The 19,751-nt window shown below is 63.9% G+C and carries 15 protein-coding genes; 8 read left to right on the top strand and 7 right to left on the bottom strand.

What is annotated here, in order from left to right; translation table 11 throughout:
• Nucleotides 1–108 precede the first annotated feature (108 nt).
• The 7 genes from P0Y64_01065 to P0Y64_01095 all read left to right on the top strand — a co-directional run bounded on the left by P0Y64_01065 (nt 109) and on the right by P0Y64_01095 (nt 10,016).
• Nucleotides 109–1,332, top strand: coding sequence for a serine hydrolase (locus P0Y64_01065; protein ID WEK43461.1), 1,224 nt, complete (start codon nt 109–111; stop codon nt 1,330–1,332).
• Between the two features lie 62 nt (nt 1,333–1,394).
• Nucleotides 1,395–3,422 (top strand): 3-hydroxyacyl-CoA dehydrogenase NAD-binding domain-containing protein, encoded by a 2,028-nt coding sequence (locus P0Y64_01070; protein ID WEK43462.1) that lies wholly within the window; start codon nt 1,395–1,397, stop codon nt 3,420–3,422.
• Nucleotides 3,423–3,493: 71 nt separating this feature from the next.
• Nucleotides 3,494–4,816: an amidase family protein gene (locus P0Y64_01075; protein ID WEK43463.1), complete on the top strand. Its 1,323-nt coding sequence runs from the start codon at nt 3,494–3,496 to the stop codon at nt 4,814–4,816.
• Nucleotides 4,813–5,997 carry an acyl-CoA dehydrogenase family protein gene (locus P0Y64_01080; protein WEK43464.1) on the top strand — a complete coding sequence of 395 codons (1,185 nt, stop codon included), beginning with the start codon at nt 4,813–4,815 and terminating at the stop codon, nt 5,995–5,997. The genes P0Y64_01075 and P0Y64_01080 overlap by 4 nt, the downstream gene beginning before the upstream one ends.
• A gap of 58 nt (nt 5,998–6,055) precedes the next feature.
• Nucleotides 6,056–7,183 carry an acyl-CoA/acyl-ACP dehydrogenase gene (locus tag P0Y64_01085; GenBank protein WEK43465.1) on the top strand — a complete coding sequence of 376 codons (1,128 nt, stop codon included), beginning with the start codon at nt 6,056–6,058 and terminating at the stop codon, nt 7,181–7,183.
• 93 nt (nt 7,184–7,276) lie between these two features.
• Nucleotides 7,277–8,167, top strand: a complete 891-nt coding sequence (locus tag P0Y64_01090) for an acyl-CoA thioesterase II (GenBank protein WEK43466.1) — start codon at nt 7,277–7,279, stop codon at nt 8,165–8,167.
• A gap of 28 nt (nt 8,168–8,195) precedes the next feature.
• The gene (locus P0Y64_01095; protein WEK43467.1) at nt 8,196–10,016 is read left to right on the top strand and encodes a DUF885 family protein; all 1,821 of its coding nucleotides are present in this window, start codon (nt 8,196–8,198) and stop codon (nt 10,014–10,016) included.
• An 839-nt stretch (nt 10,017–10,855) separates the two neighbouring features.
• On the opposite strand, the gene P0Y64_01100 is transcribed toward P0Y64_01095, so the two are convergent.
• From P0Y64_01100 to P0Y64_01120, 5 genes are all read right to left on the bottom strand, one after another.
• A complete protein-coding gene (locus P0Y64_01100) occupies nt 10,856–11,656 on the bottom strand; it encodes an SDR family NAD(P)-dependent oxidoreductase (GenBank protein WEK43468.1) in 801 nt (266 codons plus the stop codon).
• A gap of 14 nt (nt 11,657–11,670) precedes the next feature.
• Nucleotides 11,671–12,435 (bottom strand): SDR family oxidoreductase, encoded by a 765-nt coding sequence (locus P0Y64_01105; protein WEK43469.1) that lies wholly within the window; start codon nt 12,433–12,435, stop codon nt 11,671–11,673.
• Between the two features lie 16 nt (nt 12,436–12,451).
• Entirely contained in the window at nt 12,452–13,507 is a 1,056-nt protein-coding gene (locus P0Y64_01110) for a phosphotransferase family protein (protein ID WEK43470.1), read from the bottom strand.
• The gene (locus tag P0Y64_01115) at nt 13,504–14,592 is read right to left on the bottom strand and encodes a Zn-dependent alcohol dehydrogenase (protein ID WEK43471.1); all 1,089 of its coding nucleotides are present in this window, start codon (nt 14,590–14,592) and stop codon (nt 13,504–13,506) included. Before P0Y64_01115 ends, P0Y64_01110 begins: the two co-directional genes overlap by 4 nt.
• Nucleotides 14,593–14,678: 86 nt before the next feature.
• Entirely contained in the window at nt 14,679–15,986 is a 1,308-nt protein-coding gene (locus P0Y64_01120) for an acyl-CoA dehydrogenase family protein (protein WEK43472.1), read from the bottom strand.
• Nucleotides 15,987–16,139: 153 nt separating this feature from the next.
• Here P0Y64_01120 and P0Y64_01125 point away from each other — a divergent pair, with 153 nt between their 5' ends.
• Nucleotides 16,140–17,384 carry a TetR/AcrR family transcriptional regulator gene (locus P0Y64_01125; GenBank protein ID WEK43473.1) on the top strand — a complete coding sequence of 415 codons (1,245 nt, stop codon included), beginning with the start codon at nt 16,140–16,142 and terminating at the stop codon, nt 17,382–17,384.
• 20 nt (nt 17,385–17,404) lie between these two features.
• On the opposite strand, the gene P0Y64_01130 is transcribed toward P0Y64_01125, so the two are convergent.
• A complete protein-coding gene (locus tag P0Y64_01130; GenBank protein ID WEK43474.1) occupies nt 17,405–18,067 on the bottom strand; it encodes a helix-turn-helix domain-containing protein in 663 nt (220 codons plus the stop codon).
• A 582-nt stretch (nt 18,068–18,649) separates the two neighbouring features.
• On the bottom strand, nt 18,650–19,714 hold the full coding sequence (locus P0Y64_01135) for an acyl-CoA/acyl-ACP dehydrogenase (protein WEK43475.1): 1,065 nt from the start codon (nt 19,712–19,714) through the stop codon (nt 18,650–18,652).
• Nucleotides 19,715–19,751: the final 37 nt, after the last annotated feature.

The raw sequence follows: 19,751 nt of genomic DNA on the forward strand, positions 1-19,751 counted from the left end.
CTCTCCCACTAGAAAAACGGGTTTGCCCACCCTGAGGTTAGGATTGATTTCAGCGCCGCTCAAGCGATAGGGCATGAAGACGATTTGAAACAGAGGTATGGAGACGGCATGAAGATCGCCAAGCCAGAAAAACACGGCTTCGACTCAGGCCGGCTGGCCGCGATCGATCGATTGCTGAAAGAGCGCTATCTCGATTCGGGCGAGTTCCCGCACGCCCAGTTGCTCGTTTCGCGCGATGGCGAGATCGTCCATTTTTCGTCGCAGGGCGCCGCGCGTCAGGGCTCGTCCACGGCGATCGACGAAAGCTCGCTGTTCCGCATCGCCTCCATGACCAAGCCGATCACCTCGATCGCATTCATGATGCTGGTGGAGGAAGCGAAGGTCGCGCTCGACACGCCGGTCCATCACGTCCTGCCCGAGCTGAAGAAAGTCGGCGTCTATAATGGCGGCGGCGCGGGTGTTCCGTTCATCACCAGGCCGACCGACGAGCCGATGCGGATGGTGGATCTGCTGCGCCACACCGCCGGCTTCACCTATTCGTTCCAGAACCGCTCAAACATCGACGCCGCGCACCGCTCGCTGAAGCTGGAGAACTGGCACGGCGGCTATGATATGGACGGGTTCGTCGCGGAACTCGGCAAATTGCCGCTGGAGTTCTCGCCCGGCAAGCGGTGGAATTATTCGGTTGCGACCGATGTGCTGGGGCTGGTCGTGAAGCGCGTATCGGGGATGCCACTCGAACGCTTCTTCGCCGAACGCATCTTCAAGCCGCTCAAGATGCACGACACGTTCTTCACCGTGCCGGCGGACAAGATCGACCGACTGGTCGATTGCTACACGCTCGAGCCCGGCAAAGGGCGCAAGATGTTCGATCGCGCGGACGACAGCATGTGGGCGACGCCCTTCACCTTCGTCTCCGGCGGCGGCGGGCTGGTGTCGAGCGCGATCGACTATAACCGCTTCTGCCAGATGTGCCTCAACGGCGGCGAGCTGGACGGCGCGCGCATCCTGGGCCGCAAGACGATCGAGTTGATGACGAAGAACCATTTGCCCGGCAACGCGGACCTCGCCGCCATGTCGGATTCGCTGTTCAGCGAAACGCAGAACGCCGGCACCGGCTTCGGCCTTGGTTTCGCGGTGACGATCGACGTGGCGCGATCGATGATGCCCGGCTCGGTCGGCGAATATTATTGGGGCGGCATGTTCTCCACCGCGTTCTTCATCGATCCGGTCGAGCGGATCTCGATGGTGTTCATGACGCAATTGTCGCCTTCCATGATCTATCCGATCCGCCGCGAGCTGAAGACGATGATCTATTCCGCGCTGACCTGATCCGCGCCAACCACGCTTAATTCGCCCCCCGCCGGGGCAACGACCAACTGGAGTATATTTGCATGACCTCCCCCGTCCGCACCGAACGCCACGGCGATATCCTCGTCATCATCTCCGATTCACCGCCGGTGAACGCGCTCGGCGCCGCCGTCCGCGACGGACTGGAAGCTGGCGTGAAGGAAGGCATCGCCGATGCCTCGATCAAGGCGATGGTGCTGCGCTGCGACGGCCGCACGTTCTTCGCGGGCGCCGACATCACCGAATTCGGCAAGCCGCCGATGGGCGCGTCGCTGCATGAAGTGATCGACATGATGGACGCCTCCCCCACGCCGATCGTGGCGGCGATCCATGGCACGGCGCTGGGCGGCGGCTGCGAAACCGCGCTCGCCTGCCACTATCGCGTCGCGGTGCCGTCCGCGATGATCGGCACGCCGGAGGTGAAGCTCGGCCTGCTCCCCGGCGCGGGCGGCACGCAGCGCCTGCCGCGCCTGATCGGCATGAAGGCCGCGCTGCCGATGCTGGCGATCGGCGACCCGGTGCCCGCGAAGAAGGCCGCCGAGCTTGGCCTGATCGATCGCGTGGTGAATGAGGGCAGCCTTGAGGCCGACGCGATCGCCTTCGCGCGTGAAATCGCCGCCAGGCGCCCGATCACGCGCATCCGCGACAAGGAAGCCAAGGCCGACGCGGAAGCGGTCGCCGAATTCCGCAAGGCGAATGGGCGCAAGTTCCGCGGCTTCGATGCGCCGGAAGCGAATATCCGCTGCGCCATCGCCGCGACCGAACTGCCGTTCGACGAAGGCATGAAGTTCGAGCGCGATGAATTCATGAAGCTGATGACGGGCGTGCAGTCCGCCGCGCAGCGCCACATCTTCTTCGCCGAACGTCAGGCCGCCAAGATCGACGATGTCGATCCCAAGACGCCGCTCCGCCCGATCGCGCGCGTCGGCGTGATCGGCGCCGGCACGATGGGCGGCGGGATCAGCATGAATTTCCTGTCGGCGGGTATCCCCGTCACGATCGTCGAGATGCAGCAGGAAGCGCTCGATCGCGGCACCAGCGTGATGCGGAAGAATTACGAGGCATCCGCCGCCAAGGGCCGCATCAAGCCCGACGCGCCGGAAAAGGCGATGGGCCTGCTCACCCCCACGCTCAACCTCGAAGACCTCAAGGACTGCGACCTCATCATCGAGGCGGTCTATGAGAATATGGATGTGAAGAAGGACATCTTCGGCAAGCTCGACAAGATTGCCAAGCCGAACGCCATCCTCGCGTCGAACACCTCCTATCTCAACATCGACGAGATCGCCGCCTCGACCAGCCGGCCGCAGGACGTGGTGGGGATGCATTTCTTCTCCCCCGCCAATGTCATGAAGCTGCTTGAGGTGGTGCGCGGCGACAAGACCGCGAAGGACGTGCTCGCCACCGTCATGGCGCTGTCGAAGAAGATCCGGAAGGTCGCGGTGGTCGCCGGCGTCTGCCACGGCTTTATCGGCAATCGCATGCTGGCCCCGCGCCAGCTCGAAGCGAACAAGCTGCTGATGGAAGGCGCGACGCCGCAGCAAATCGATAAGGTCCACACCGATTTCGGCATGCCGATGGGGCCGTTCCAGATGTCCGATCTCGCCGGCGTCGATATCGGCTGGCATCGCGATCCGAACCGGATCGAATCGATCCGCGACGCGCTCTGCGCCGAAGGTCGCTGGGGCCAGAAGAAGCAGGCCGGCTTCTACGATTATGACGAGAAGCGGAACCCGACCCCCTCGCCCCGCGTCGCCGAGATCATCGAGGAATTCCGGGCGAAATCGAACCTGCCGAAGCGCGAGATCACCGATCAGGAGATCATCGAGCGCACGCTCTACACGATGGTCAACGAAGGCGCGCTGATCCTCGAGGAGAAGAAGGCGCAGCGCGCATCCGACATCGATGTGGTGTGGATCTATGGCTATGGCTGGCCGGTCTATCGCGGCGGCCCGATGTTCTGGGCGCAGACCGAAGGGCTGAAGAAAGTCGTCGCCGGGCTGGAGAAACACGGCTTCAAGGTCGCCGAAAGCCTGAAGGCGGCGGCCGAAAGCGGCGGTCAGCTGAAGTAAGCCCCTGCCCTCGTCACCCCGGCCGCGCGCGCCGGGGTGATCGATATCCGTGAAATGCTGGAGTCCCCCCGATGACCGAACGCTCCGCCCTTGAGACAGTCGCCGCCGTCCGCGCGGGCGAAACCACTGCACTGCTCGAAACCGAAGCGGCAATTGCCCGGATCGAGGCGCGAGACGGGCCGCTGAACGCCGTGGTGGTGCGTGATTTCGCGCGAGCCCGCCACGCTGCCGCCGAACTCGATCAGCGCATCGGCAAGGGCTTCAACGCTCCGCTGCTCGGCGTGCCGATGACGGTGAAGGAGAGCTTCGACGTCGCTGCCCTGCGCACCACGCGTGGGTTTGAGGAGCATCGCGATTTCGTCGCGCAGGACGATGCCGAGCTGGTGAAGCGGCTCAAGGGCGCCGGCGCGATCATCCTCGGCAAGACCAATGTGCCGGTCGGGCTGGCGGACGTGCAATCGGTCAACCCGATCTACGGCCGCACCGTGAACCCGCACGATCACGCGCGCTCGGCCGGCGGCTCATCGGGCGGCAGTGCGGTCGTGCTCGCGGCCGGCATGGTGCCGCTGGAGATTGGCACCGATATCGGCGGATCGGTCCGCACCCCGGCCGCCTATAACGGTGTATGGGGGCTCAAGCCGACCTTCAACCTGCTTTCCACCACGGGCCATCAGCCGCCGGGCAAGGATGGTGCGACCCAGGCCCTCAGCGTCGCCGGCCCGATGGCCCGCAACGCCGACGATCTCGATGTCGCGCTCGATGTGCTCGCCGATCACCCCGTCGCTGCGGCCGCGCCGCGCAAGCCGGGCGACTGGCGCATCCTGATACTCGCCGATCATCCGGAAGCGCCGATCTCGGCCGAAATGCGCGCGACGCTGCGCCATGTCGGGGATGCCTTCGCCAATGCCGGTGCGCGGGTGGACGATCGCAGCGCGCTGGTGCCCGATCTCGCGACGCAGCATCGCCATTACATGCACATGCTCAACATCGCGATGTCGCGTGGCGCGCCGGACCCGCAACGCGGTGTGCCGACGCTCGCCGAATGGTTCGATCTGACCGACGAGCAGGCGCGCAATTTCCGCAAATGGCATGAGGTGTTCGGCGAATATGACGCGGTGATCGCGCCGATCTTCGGCACCACCGCCTTCCCGCATGACGATACGCCGCTTTTCGACCGGCGGCTCGAAATCGACGGGAAGGACATGCCGTTCTCCCCGCAATTCGCCTGGGCCGGCCTTGCCACCTTCCCGATGCTGCCCGCGACGAGCGTGCCGATGGCGATCGGCGCGGGCGGGCTGCCGATCGGTCTGCAGGTGATCGCCGATCGCTATCAGGATCATCTTTCCATCGCCGCCGCGCGTGCGGCGCACGAACTCGCATGGAGCAAGAAATGAGCGACCTCGAACAATTCCGCGCCGAAACGCGCGCGTGGCTTGAAGCGAATTGCCCGGCCGAAATGCGCGAGCCGGTCCGTACCGAGAGGGATTCCGTCTGGGGCGGCCGCGATCAGAGCGCGATGACGCCCGCGCAGAAGCAGTGGATGGACCGCATGGGCGAGCGCGGCTGGACCGTGCCCGATTGGCCCAAGGAATATGGCGGCGGCGGCCTTTCGGCGGCGGAAACCAAGGTGTTGCGCGAGGAGATGGCCGCCATCCGCGCGCGCAATCCGCTGTCGTCGTTCGGCATCTCGATGCTTGGGCCGGCACTGCTCAAATATGGCAATGAAGCGCAGAAGAAGGAGCATCTGCCCAAGATCGTGCGCGGCGAAATCCGCTGGTGCCAGGGCTATTCGGAGCCGAACGCCGGCTCCGATCTCGCCAGCCTCGCCACAAAGGCGGAGGACAAGGGCGATCACTTCCTCGTCAACGGCCAGAAGGTGTGGACCAGCTACGCCGACAAGGCCGACTGGATCTTCTGCCTCGTCCGCACCGATCCCACGAACAAACATAACGGCATCAGCTTCGTGCTGTTCGACATGGCCTCACCAGGCGTGTCGACCAAGCCGATCCTGCTGATATCCGGTTACTCTCCCTTCTGCGAAACCTTCTTCGACAATGTGAAAGTGCCGAAGGAAAATCTGGTCGGCGAACTCAACAAGGGCTGGGACGTCGCCAAATATCTGCTCGGCCATGAGCGCGAGATGATCTCCGGCATGGGGCTCGGCGGCGGCGGCAAGAACCCGTTGATCGAGGGCGCGATGAAGACAATCGGGCTGGATGACGACGGGCGCCTCGCCGATCCGCTGCTCCGCGCCCAGATCGCGCTGTTCGAGGTGCGGGCGAAAGCATTCGCGGCGCAATCCGAGCGGTTCATCGACGAGCTGAAGGCCGGCAAAGCACACCCCGCCCAGCCCTCGATGATGAAATATTACGGCACGGAACTGAACAAGTCGCGTCACGAGCTGATGATGGCGGCCGGCGGCTCGGACGAGCTGGAATGGGACAGCGAGCGCACCGAACACGGCCGCGAGGCGCGGGCGTGGCTGCGCACCAAGGCGAACTCGATCGAGGGCGGCACATCGGAAGTGCAGCTCAACATCATCGCCAAGCGCATCCTGCAACTGCCGGGCGCCTGATCGCCTGCCATCCAGTCATCACTCGCCCCCGGCATCGCTGGGACGACGGAGCAAAATAATGCCGCTTTTTCTGAACGATGAACAGTCGATGCTGCGCGATACAGCGAAGGATTTCGTCGCTGAGCACGCGCCCATCAAGCACATGCGCAAGCTGCGCGATGACAATGATCAAACCGGCTTCAGCCGCGATCTGTGGAAGCAATTCGCCGACATGGGCTTCACCGGCATCCTGATCGGTGAGGATCAGGGCGGCCTTGGCCTCGGCCATGTCGAGGCCGGCGTGGTGCTGGAGGAGATCGGGCGGAATCTCTCCCCCTCCCCGTTCCTCTCCACCGCTGTTGCAGCGGTCGAGGCGCTGAAGGGCACCGGGCACGCCGACCGCTGGTATCCCGGCATCCTGAATGGCGAGACGGTCGCCGCATTGGCTATCGACGAAGGCGCCAAGCATCGTTCAAATGTCGGGCTGAAGGCGGAGCGTTCCGGCAACGGCTTCCGCCTCACCGGCAAGAAGCAGTTCGTTACCCACGGCCATGTCGCCGATCTGCTGATCGTCGCTGCGCGCACTGCCGGCGCGCCCGATGACGATGCCGGGGTCACGCTGTTCGCGGTGCCGCAGGGCGCCGCGAAAATGACCATCACGCCCGAGCGGCTGGCCGATACCAGCCTCGCCTCGCGGATCGAGTTCGACGGCGTCGAGGTCGATGCCGATGCGGTGATCGGTCAGGTAGATGGCGGCCGCGATCCGCTCGGCCGCCTGCTCCGTGCGGGCCGCACAGGCGCCGCAGCCGAGATGCTCGGGGTCGGCGCGGGCGCGATGGATATGACCGTCACCTACCTGCGTGAGCGCAAACAGTTCGGCACGCTGATCGGCAGCTTCCAGGCGCTCCAGCACCGCGCCGCCCATCTTTACAGCGAGATGGAAGTCGCCCGCGCCGCCGTGCTCAAGGCCCAGCAATTGCTCGACGCGGGCGATGCAAAGGCAGACACCGCCGTTTCCGTCGCCAAGGCGATGACCGGCATCGCGACCATGCTTAGCGTGCAGGAAGGCGTGCAGATGCATGGCGGCATCGGCATGACCGACGAATATGACATCGGTTTCTATATGAAGCGTCAGCGCGTGCTGGCCGAGTTGTTCGGCGATGCCAATTTCCACGCCGATCTGCTCGCGCGGACGGCCGGTTACTGAACACGACAGCCGCCCCGCGCTTGCCGGGGGGCGGCTGTTGCATCTACGCAGATCGCGATTTCAGACGAGCCAGCCCGAACGGAGCCGATCCACGTGTCAGATACCCCACCCACCCCAGCAGAACTCACCGCCGATCTCGTCGATCTGCTCGATGTGGAGGAGATCGACACCGATCTTTATCGCGGGCGCCGATCGAAAGGTGGAGTCGGGCGGGTGTTCGGCGGACAGGTGATCGCGCAAGCTTTGCAGGCCGCGCAACGCTCAACTGAAGCGCCGAAGACTGCGCATTCGCTCCACGCTTATTTCATGCGGCCGGGCGACGAGAATTATCCGATCATCTATCGCGTAGTTCGCGATTTCGAGGGACGCAGCTTCGCCACCCGCCGGATCATCGCGATGCAGCGCGGCGCGCCAATCCTGAACATGGCGGCGTCGTTCCAGGTGCCGGAGGAAGGCTTCCACCATCAGGACCAGATGCCCGATGTGCCCGCGCCCGAGGATCTGGAGAGTGAAGCGGAAATCCGCGCGCGCGAAAGCCCGCACGTCGATGAGCGCTTCCGCCAGCAGCTCACCCGCCCGCGCCCGATTGAGATTCGCCCGGTCTATCCGCGCAAATGGTTCAACCCCACGCCGACCGCGCCGATCCAGCATAGCTGGTTCCGCATCGTCGCGCCGGTGGCGGACGATCCCGCGATTCACCGCGCGATCCTGTCCTATGCCTCCGACATGTCGCTGCTCGGCACCTGCATGTTGCCGCATGGCGTGAACTGGACGACGCCCGGCTTCCAGAGCGCAAGCCTCGATCATGCGGTGTGGCTGCACGAGGATTTCCGCGCCGACGACTGGCTGCTCTATTCCACCGACAGCCCATGGGCCGGGCACGCGCGCGGAATGAATCGCGGTCAGGTTTTCACCCGAGACGGGCGGCTTGTGGCCAGCGTCGCGCAGGAGGGGTTGATCCGCCAGCGCGAGCCGCGCGCGTAAAGGCAGTCAGGTAAAAAGGGCAGTCGCCATGCAGATAGATCGTCGCGGGTTCGTTATGGGCGCCGCCGCGCTGGGCGTAACCACAGCGTTTCCGGTGCGCGCCGCCACGGCCTCGGGAGACGCAGGCGCGATGGCACTCCTCGATCGGCAGGCCGAGGCGTTGCTTGCGACCTATCCTGAAAATGCCGCCTTCCTCGGCATCGACACCGGCAAGCGCGCAGCGCTCAAATCCACGTTGAGCGATCACAGCGCCGCCGCCGAGGCGAAGCGCCGGGTGGACGCAGCAAAGCGCCTTTCCGAACTCAAGGCGATCGACCTGAAGAGCCTCTCCCCCACCGTCACTACCCATGTCGAGACCGTGACGGTCGCGCATGAGATCGCGCTCGACGGCTGGCGACGTATGCCCGTGGGCGACATGGCGTTCCTGTCTGCCAATGGATATCGCTCCACGCCCTACGTCGTCAGCCAGGGCAATAGCGCGTTCGTCGACGTGCCCGACCTGCTGGAGAACAAGCATCAGGTGGCCGACACGGCCGATGCCGAGGCATATCTCGCCCGGATGCGAGCTTATGCCCAGGAAGTACGCGACGAGACCGAACGGCTGAAGACAGACGCGGCCAAGGGCGTTTACCTTCCCGGCTTCCTCAATGACATCACCGCGCGCCAGCTTCGCGATGGCGCGGCCAATCCAGCCGAATGGGCGATCGTCACCGGGCTGGGCACAAAGGCGCGGGCGGCGAACGTGCCGGGCGACTGGACCGCGCGCGCCACCTCGATCGCGGAGCAGGAGATCGCGCCCGCGCTGTCGGCGCAGTCCGATGCCTTCGTCGCGCTGCGCCCCAAGGCTCCCGATGTCGCGGGCATGTGGCGGGTCCCGGATGCGGAGAACATTTACGGCTGGCTGGTCGAAGCGGGCACCACGACCAAGCGCACGCCCGCGGAAATCCATGCCGCCGGCCTCGAACAATGCAAGGCGCTGGCGGCGGAGATGGATCCGCTGCTTCGCGCACAGGGGCTGACGCAGGGCACGACCGGCGAGCGGCTTGCGGCGCTCGGTAAGCGGCCTGACCTGTTGTTCGCCAACACCGATGCCGGTCGCGCGGAGTTGCTCGCCTATCTCAACAGCGTGGTGGCGAAGGTTCGCCCGCTGATGCCCAAGGCATTCGGCAAGCTCGTGCGCGGCAACCTGAACATCAAGCGCGTGCCGCCGGCGATTCAGGATGGCGCACCCAATGGCTATGCCGGGCCGGGGTCGATCGACGGCAAGATTCCCGGCACTTATTACATCAACCTGCGCGATACCGGCATCTGGCCGCGATTTTCGCTCCCCACCCTGACGTTCCACGAAGGCATTCCGGGGCATATCTGGCAGGGCGAATATACGTTCGATCTGCCGCTGATCCGCACTTTGCTGAGCTTCAATGCTTATTCCGAAGGCTGGGGCCTGTACGCGGAGCAGATCGCCGACGAGGTGGGGTTCTACCACGACGATCCGCTCGGCCGGATCGGCTATCTGCAATCGATGAACTTCCGCGCGGCACGACTGGTCGCCGACACCGGACTGCATCACAAACGCTGGACGATGGAGCAGGCGATGCGCTGGTTCATGGCCACCACCGGGTTCACCGCCAGCCAGGCCCGATCGGAGCTGAACCGTTATTGCACCTGGCCGGGTCAGGCGCTCGGCTACAAGACCGGCCACAACGAAATCAACCGTCTGCGCGACACGGCGAAGGCAAAGATGGGCCCCCGATTCGACGTGCGCGGCTTCGACGATACGGTGGTGCAGACCGGCGGCGTCCCGCTCGGCGTACTGGCGAAGGTGGTGGATCGCTGGACGGCGGCGTGAATTGACGGGGCTCTGTACGCAGAACCCGCGCCCGCGGGCCGAGATAGCGTCCGATTTGCGACAATCGCCGCAGATGGTGACGTTCGGAGCTTAACGCTCGCTTGCTGATTGCGGACGTTGGTTCAGCAGTGCACCTTAGCGATATGAGCATCACGTCGGGCGTCGATAGCCACCGCCGCATCGGACTGGCCCTAATCGCAGCAGTGACGCTCGGGGCGTGCGACTCGACGCCCCCGCGCCTTCCATCGTGTTGGCAAGCGAGTGACCTGCAACAGGGGGCGACGTTTCGGGGGACGGTCCTGATCTTAGCTGGCTACGAGGCCCGGCCGAGCATGTTCCCCGTCGCATGCGATGGCGGTGTTGTTGCCGTTCTGCCAGAAGACTTTACCATGCCTGTGAACGCAGGAAATCCGTTCAGCGAGCCGCCGCAGCGGCGCTTCTTTCAGGCGGATGTTTCCGGCAAAGTGGTGGGCACGGCGTTTGGTCGGCCGAGTGTTCAACTTGGGCGGGTCGCGCACGTGAAACGAACGACACCAAGCTGGCTTCGTCCGAACGCTCGCTAACCGAGCTTAATTGCCCATACTTGCCTGACCGCTCCCCACCCACAAGCAGCCGCCCGAACAATCGTTACATTCGGCCCACGCTTGTGCGACGCCGTCCAACGCAACTGCCGTGCAACGCGCCGCTTATGACAATTTGCTCGTTTATCGAGAGGTCAAGGCCGCTACCCGCGCTCTTTTACATCCTCAGATAGGCGACGCTCATCGACCCCGCGAAACGTTCAATCGCATGAACTGTATGAACCTTCGACGATAGCACGCCGCTCTCGTCGCCTGCGCCTAAACCGCAGTTCGTCCATATTCCTGCTTGGTCACAGGATGGCTCGATGACAGGCCGCCATCCACCGCGATCGCCTGCCCGTTGACGTAGCTCGCGTCGTCTGAGGCGAGGAACAGCGCGACCTTCGCCAGTTCCTCCGGCTGCGCGCCGCGGCGCAGCGGGTTGAGCCGACCGAGCCGATCCATCTTTCCCGCGTCGCGTGCATAATCGAATGTCGGGCGCGTCATGCCGGTTTCGGTAAGACCCGGGCAGATCGCGTTGACGCGGACATTCGAGCCGGAAAGCTGCTGCGCGGAAACCTTCGTCAGATTGATGACCCCCGCCTTGGATGCCGAATAGGCCGGCGAACCCGCGCCCGAACGGATGCCCGCGACGCTGGCGGTCAGGATGATCGCACCCTTGCCGCGTTCGGCGATGCGGGGTGCCGCGTGCTTGATCGCCAGATAGGGGCCGATCAGATTGACGCGCAGCACTTCGGTGATCAGCGCCACATCGGTATCGAAGATATTTGCCATGCCGCCGGAGATGCCCGCGTTGGCGAACATCACGTCGAGGCCGCCGTACCTATCGCAGGCAAGCTCGATCGTCTTCACCACATCCGCTTCGGAACCCGCGTCCATACGGATCGCCTGAGCCACGCCGCCCGCCTCGCGGATCGCCTGAGTGGTCGCCTCCGCACCGTCCGTCAGGTCGGCGACGATCACCTTACCGCCCTCTGCTGCGAACAGGGTCGCGGCGGCGCGCCCGATGCCCGATCCGGCGCCGGTGACGATGATCGATTTGTCGGTAAACCTTGCCATTCCCGCTCTCCTGTTCAGATCGTCACGCCGCCGTCGATCACCATCACCTGGCCCGTCATGAAGCCGCTCGCCTTCGACGCGAGATAGACGACCGCGCCCGCGATCTCCTCGGGCTCGCCGATGCGTTGCAGCGGAGTGGTGCGGTTGCGCTCGGCGACGGCGGATTCGTCTTCCCACAGCGCCTTGGCGAAATCGGTCTTGATCAAGCCCGGCGCGATGCAATTCACGCGAATGCCATGCGGCCCATATTCATGCGCCAGATTGCGCGCGAGCTGCATGTCGGCGGCCTTGGAGATGCAATAAGCACCGATCACCGTCGATCCACGCAGGCCGCCGATCGAGGAGACGATGACGATCGATCCGTCCCCGCGCGCCTTCATCTCCGGCGCGACCATCGAGATCAGCCAGTGATTCGAGATGATGTTGTTATCGAGGATCTTGCGAAACTGTTCGTCCGCAATCCCCTCCTGCGGCCCATAATAAGGATTCGAGGCCGCATTGCAGACAAGGCAGTCGACCCGCCCAAACGCGCGCCGCGTCTCGTCGACGAGGTGTTGCAACCCCGCCTTGTCCGAGATGTTGGCGGCAATTGCGATCGCCCTGCCCGCGCCGAACCGATCGTTGATCTCCTGCGCCACCGCGTCGCAGGCATCCTGCTTGCGGCTGGAGATGACGACCTTCGCCCCCTGTTCCGCACAGGCGATGGCGGAGGCCTTGCCGATCCCGCGCGAAGAGCCGGTGATGAGGACGACCTTCCCGGTCAGATCGAATAGCGACATCGAAAAATCCCTATCGTTACGCGCCCGCCTTGACCGCGAATTCCCATGCCGCGTCCGCGAGCAGCGGCACGCGCGCGCTGGTCGCCTCAGCATTGGCATTGGAGGCGGTGCCGATCAGGAACCTTTTCCTGATGCCCTGCACGATCGCGGCGAGGCGGAAGAGGTTGAACGAAATATACCAGTTGAGATCGGGCAGCCCGTCACGCCCGGTCTTCTCGCAATAGCGCGCGACGACTTCTTCCAGCGTCGGGATACCGGTTTCAGGGCCGGTCATGCCCTTCACGCCCGAGCGCCCTTCCGGCTCCGTCACCCAGGAGATGAGGAAATAGGACAGGTCCGCGATAGGATCGCCCAGCGTCGAAAGCTCCCAGTCGAGCACCGCCGCTACGCGCGGCTCCAGCCCCGGCGCGAACTTCATATTGTCGCAGCGATAATCGCCGTGGACGATCGACGTGCGGGTCTGCGGCGGCAATGTGCGCGGCAGAAACTCGATCAGCCGCTCCATCGATTCCATATGCTCGGTCTCGGCGCCGCGATATTGCTTGGTCCAGCGCGAAACCTGCCGCTCGAAATAATTGCCGGGGCGGCCGAATGTCTCCAGCCCCGCCGCAACATAATCGACGTTATGAAGCTCGGCCAGCGTGTCGATCATCGCATTATAATGCGCGCGGCGCGTATCGACATCCATGCCCGGGAAAGCGCCGTCCCAGATCGTGCGGCCTTCCACCATCTCCATGACGTAAAAGGCCGATCCGAGCACCGCATCGTCCTCGCACAGCCCGAACGGGCGCGGCACGGGGAAGCCCGTCGGATGAAGCCCCGCGATCACGCGATATTCGCGATCGACCGCATGCGCCGAGGGCAGCAATTCGCCCATCGGCTTGCGCCGCAGCACGTAACTGCGACCGGGGGTGGTGAGCTTGTAAGTCGGATTGGATTGTCCACCCGCGAACTTCGCGTAGCTGAGCGGGCCGACGAATTCCGGCACGTTTTCGCTCATCCACGCCTCTAACCTCCCGGTATCGAGCTGGTCGCGTTCGGCAATTTCGGTCTGAAGGCTGCTGTCGCTCATTGATCGAATACAATCACGCTGCGCGTCGCATCGCCCTTGCGGAGCTCATCGAACGCTTCATTGATACGGGTGAGCGGCATCCGATCGGCAATGATCGTGTCGAGATCGAGCAGCCCGCGCTGATAGAAATCGACCAGACGAGGGATATCGACCGGGAAGCGGTTGTAACCCATGATCCCGCCTTGCAGCCGCTTGCCGGAGAGCAGGTCCATCGCCGACAGGCCGACCTTCTCGCTAAGCGGCATCATGCCGAGGATCGTTGCCGTGCCACCACGCCGAAGCACGGCCACGGAGGTCGCGGCCGATTGCGGCCGACCGACCGCTTCGATCGCGTGGTCGACACCACCCTTCGTGGCCTCGATCACTTCGGCGACGACATTTTCCGCCATCGGATCATAGCTGTGCGTCGCGCCCAGCTTCTCCGCGATGGCGCGCTTTTCCGGCACCGGATCGAGCGCGATGATCTTGCCAGCGCCGGCGATCTTCGCGGCGTTGACCGCAGCAAGCCCGATGCCCCCGCACCCGACGACGCATACCGTTTCGCCCGGAGACACGTCCGTAGTGTTGAACACCGCGCCGGCCCCCGTCGTCACCGCGCAACCGATCAGCGCGGCACGATCGAGCGGCATATTCCGGTCGATCGCGACGCAGGCATGTTCATGCACCAGCATCATCTCGGCATAGGCCGACAGATTGAGCATCTGATTGACCGGGTCGCCGTTGGCGAGCCGCAAGCGCGGCTCCGCGCCAGCCGGGCGCCGCGTATCGGCGCCAAGGCACAGATACATCCGCCCGGTGACGCAGAACTCGCAGTGCCCGCAGAAGGCGGAAAGGCAGGTAACGACATGATCGCCCGGCTTCACCGTGCGCACTTCCTCACCCACCGCCTCTACAATGCCGGCAGCCTCATGGCCCGGAATCGCTGGCAGGGGATGCGGATAGGCGCCGTCGACGAAATGCAGGTCTGACCGGCACACACCGCACGCCAGCGTGCGGATCAGCACTTCATGCGCGGCCGGCTTGGAGACGAGGACGTCCGTCACCTCCAGCGGCTTCTTGGCTTCGAATAAAACGGCGGCTTTCATGCGCCTCTCCTATCGATATCCTCGCCGCGACCGGAGCCGACGGCGCTATCATGTCCCATTTTTCCGGTCAGCGCCGGCGGGTGATATCAGCGCGAAACGCCGATATCCCCGCTCGACACGTCGCTCCCCTGATGCGGCACCGGGCGTTCGGCTTTCCAGTCAGCATATTTGCCGAACTCGTCGCGCGCGATCGCACGGGCGTGCACCTCGTCCGGCCCATCCGCGAGCCGCAGCGTGCGCATCGAAGCCCAGGCATGCGCGAGACCGAAATCCTCTGCCACGCCCCCGCCACCATGCGCCTGCACCGCATCATCGATGATCTGAAGCGCCATATTCGGGGCATAGACCTTGATCATCGCGATCTCGAGCTTGGCGGATTTGTTGCCGGCCTTGTCCATCAGATCGGCCGCCTTGAGGCACAGCAGGCGCGTCATCTCGATATCGATGCGCGCGCGCGCGATGCGCTGTTCCCACACGCTATGGTCGGACAGTCGCTTGCCGAAAGCGATACGGCTAACAAGGCGCTTCGCCATCTTTTCGATCGCAACCTCGGCCACGCCAATCGTGCGCATGCAGTGGTGGATGCGGCCCGGCCCGAGACGGCCCTGTGCGATCTCAAACCCGCGCCCTTCGCCGAGCAACAGATTTTCCACCGGCACGCGGACGTTGGTGAAGCTCACCTCGCCATGGCCATGCGGCGCATGATCGTAACCATAAACCGACAGCATCCGCTCGACCTTGACGCCCGGCGTGTCCATCGGAACGAGAATCTGGCTCTGCTGCTGGTGGCGTGAGCCCTCGAAGCTCGTCTTGCCCATCAGGATGCCGATCTTGCAGCGCGGATCCCCCACGCCCGACGACCACCATTTGCGGCCGTTGATGACGTAATGATCGCCGTCACGCTCGATCCGCGTCTCGATGTTGGTCGCGTCGGACGAGGCGACCGCCGGTTCGGTCATCAGGAAGACGGAACGGATTTCGCCGTTCATCAGCGGACGAAGCCACCGCTCCTTCTGCTCCAGCGTGCCATAACGATGGAGCACTTCCATATTGCCGGTATCCGGCGCGGAGCAGTTGAAGCATTCGCTGGCCCAGCCGATCTTGCCCATTTCCTCGGCGCACAAAGCATATTCGAGATTGGTAAGCTGCGTGCCCTCGAATTCGAACGTGTCGTCAACATGCGTCTGCCCGGAATGCGGCGGCATGAAGAAATTCCACAGCCCCGCAGCCTTGGCCTTGGCCTTCACCTCCTCGATCACCGGAAGCACCTTCCAGGGATCGCCCTCGTGGTGCTGACGCTCATATTCTTCCTGCCGGGGTCGAATATGCTGGTCGATGAAATCGCGTACCCGGTCCCGGAAATAGGTTTCGCGCTCGGTCAGCGTGAAGTCCATTGCATCCCTCCAAAGGCTGTTTCGTAACCGCTCTAGACCGTACCCATCTTTCGGTAAAGCGATCGAATCATCATTTCGCCCCATATAAATGCTCGCGGAAACGGGCGCACAAAAGGGACTGTTTCTTCGAAATCTTGCTGCTAGAGTGGCTGGATGCACGGCTCTGGGGAAACCGGCCGGGGGGAGGATACGAGCACGCGCCGTTTTCGGGCGAAGCGTGACGCGATCCTTGCTGCGGCCGCTGACGCAATCAACGAACAGAGCGCGAAGGGCATGACCTTCGCGGATGTGGCGCGGCGCGTAGGGCTGAACACCACCAGCGTCACTTATTATTTCAAGCGCAAGGAGGATCTGGCCGCGGCCGCGTTCGAGCATACGCTCGATTTGCTGCTCCACATGCTCGATCAGGCGATGACGGAGCCGACGCCGGAGGCGCGCGTCGAACGCTATCTCGCGCTCAACATGGCGCGATTGGCTCGGGTTCAGCGCGGGGAGGAACGGCAGATGGCCGGCCTTTCGGATCTACGCGCAATGGATGAGCCGGTGCGATCACGGCTGATGGCCCGCTGGCGCGAAGTGTTTCGGCGCACCCGCCTGCTATGGGGCCCGGCGGAAACCCGCGACGAGACCGATCTAAAGGGCGCGCGCGCGCACGTGCTGCTGGAAAACACCTTCTGGCTGCCCGTCTGGCTGGGGCGTTACGAACCCGATCAATATGGCCGGGCCGAAGCACGGCTGATGGACGTGTTCCGTCACGGCATCGCCGGGCCGCACGCCGTCTGGCGGCCCGAACCAATCGATCTGCCGCATGACGAGACGGTGCCGGGGCGCGAAGCGTTCCTGCTCGCTGCGACTCGGCTGATCAACGAACTCGGCTATCGCGGCGCATCGGTGCAGCGGATCGCGTCCGAATTGAACGTGACCAAGGGCAGCTTCTACCATCATCTCGACGCCAAGGACGATCTGGTCGTCGCCTGTTACAAGCGCAGCTTCGACACGATCGCCGCCGCGCAGCGCCTCGCCGACGAACAGGGCGGCAGCCATTGGGAGCGGCTGGCGGCAGCGATCTCGACGCTGCTTGACGTGCAATTCTCCGAACTCGGGCCGTTGCTCCGCACCACCGCGCTCACCGCCCTGCCGATCGGCGTGCGGCAGGTGATGGTGGAGCGATCGAACCGTATCGCGCGGCGCTTCGCGGGCACGATCTCCGACGGCGTCGCAGAAGGGACGATTCGCCCGGTCGATGCGCTGATCGCGGCGCAGGCGCTGATGGCGTTTCTCAATGCGGCGTTCGATATGCGCAAATGGGCCTGGTCGATGCCGCGCGAGCGAGCCATCGCGCTTTACGCCTCGACCCTCACCTTTGGCCTGTTCGACGATCGCGTGATCGCGGATTAACCCGGATCGACGTTCCCGCGCTAAACCGGCGCGCCTAGCACGTCGGCACGCGTCTGCATGACCAGCGCATGGAGCGGCCCGCGCCGCTGACGGAATTCGCGGATCGAGCAGCCTAGGAAGAGGTGCGCATCGCGCAGGAAGTGCGAGCGATCCCAATAGCCTGCCGCCGCCAGCAACCCGCCGGATTCCTCGGGCGCGGCATCCAGCGTGACACTCAGCGCCCGAAGAAAACGGCGGCGGCGTAGCAGCACCTTGGGGGTGAAACCGAAATTCTGCCGCGTCAGCGTGCCAAGTTGCCGCGCGGTAAGATTCAGTTCCTCGGCCAGCATTTCGATCCGCATCACCGTCGCATCGGTGATCAGTGCTTCCAACCGCGCGAGCCTTGGATCGACCACCCGATGCGAGGCCAGCAGGCGATCGAGCCATTGTTCAAACGCCGCCGGCGGATGCCTATCCCTGTCCAGCGTTTCACGCAGCGCGTCCGCCCCCATATCGAGCGCGGAGAGCGGGACGACCCTGTTGGCATATGCGGAAAGGTCACCACCGAACAGCCGCGCCCATCCTTCGGCATGCAGCCCAATACCGACTACAGTACCTCCCTGCGCCTCCACCCAACCGGCGACGTTGGTGGGCCCGGTAAAGGAGGAAAGCGGCATTTCGAACCGTCGCGTGCCAAGACGCATCGACCAAGGCTGCGGGTTTTCGATGGCGAAACGAATAGTCGCAAAGCTTGGAAAGAAAACATCCTGAAAAGGCGCGGCAGCAGGAAGTCCAAGCCGGAAACGGTGAAACCCCGTTACCAGTCCCGCAAATCTTTCACTCGCCCGCCAAAAAGTGACGGGCGAGTTATCCGAGTCCGCCATTTCGCCCCTCACCCATTAGCAATGGCGATAGCATTAAAAACAACAACATAGGCGTTCAAATTTTTACAATTTGCGCTACCATGAACATGCTCACAGCAGCAGCCCCTCGCATCGATAACGGTGATGCCAAAGGCGTCCGTAAAAATACGCAGATCACCGCCTAACGCATCGATTCGTCACAATAATTTTGGCGCCGCATTTCTCGTTATGCTGCTCCGCGCGCCGAAGTGGCCGCCGGCGCCTCCGCCAGAAGATCGCGCGCTCCGGCAGGCGGCGCACACGGTCGTCGACCACTGCCGCGCGCCAAAAAAAACGGCGCCGAAGCCTCGCCTCGACGCCAAAATATCATCCAATGTCTTGAAATAGTTTTATTTTATCCGACCCTGGCCGAATAGCCTCATTTTAGTAACCGTTGAGCCGCCCAAAGCGATCACGGTGATAGGATGCCGTTCCCCACATCGCTTCCAGCACCGCCGCACGCTTCAGATAAAGGCCCGCATCATATTCGTCAGTCATCCCCACGCCGCCATGGAGTTGCACCATCTCGCGGCTGACGAGGCGCAGTGTATCATTCGCCACCGCCTTGGCGAGGCTGACCGCCTGATCCACATCCGACCGCCCGGCATCAATCGCCTCCAGCGCGCCTTCGACTGCGGAGCGCATCAGTTCCAACTCAGTCAGCATTTTCGCCATGCGATGCTGGAGCGCCTGAAAGGTGGAGAGCAATTGACCAAACTGGACGCGCTGCTTGAGGTAATCGAGCGTTTGGTGGAACGCGCTGTCCGCCATCCCCAGCATCTCGGCGGCGGTCACAGCGGTGGCGCGATCTGCGATCGCCTGGGTTAGCGCGGCATCGCCCAGCTTCTCGGCGGGCGCGTCCTTGAAGGTAACGGCAGCGTGGCTGCGGCTATCAGCCATGTGGCGCGAGGCCACCGTCACGCCGTCGCCCTTCGCCACAAGATACAGGCCATCGGTCGCGGCGACGACAAATACATCCGCGCTTTCGCCCTCCGCGACGAAGTTTTTGACGCCGCTGAGTTTGCCGCCAGAAACGCGCGTCGCGATCTTCATGTCGTGAGACGGGCCGTCGTCGATCGCCAGCGTAGCCACCGCCTCACCCGCCGCGAGCTTCGGCAGCCATTCGCTCTTGGCTTTCTCCGAAGCCCCCATCGCGATCGCACTCGCGGCAACCGCCGTCGAGGCGAGCGGCGACGCGGTGAGGTTGCGGCCGAGCTGCTCCATGACCAGCCCGAGCGAGAGATAGCCGAATGCCGATCCGCCGAACTCCTCCGGGATAACGATGCCGGCCCAGCCCATGCCGCCGATCGCACCCCATGCCTCGTTATCGAAGGCCTTGCCCGTGCCTGCATCGCGCAGCTTGCGGAATGCGGCGATCGGGCTTTCGTTATCGGCCCATTCGCGCGCCATATCGCGCAGCATCACCTGTTCTTCGTTCAGTGCCGCCATATTCTTTCCCTCTCGGATTTGCCGGGGAGGAGGGCAT

Source organism: Candidatus Sphingomonas colombiensis (genome assembly GCA_029202845.1).
Taxonomy (GTDB): domain Bacteria; phylum Pseudomonadota; class Alphaproteobacteria; order Sphingomonadales; family Sphingomonadaceae; genus Sphingomonas; species Sphingomonas colombiensis.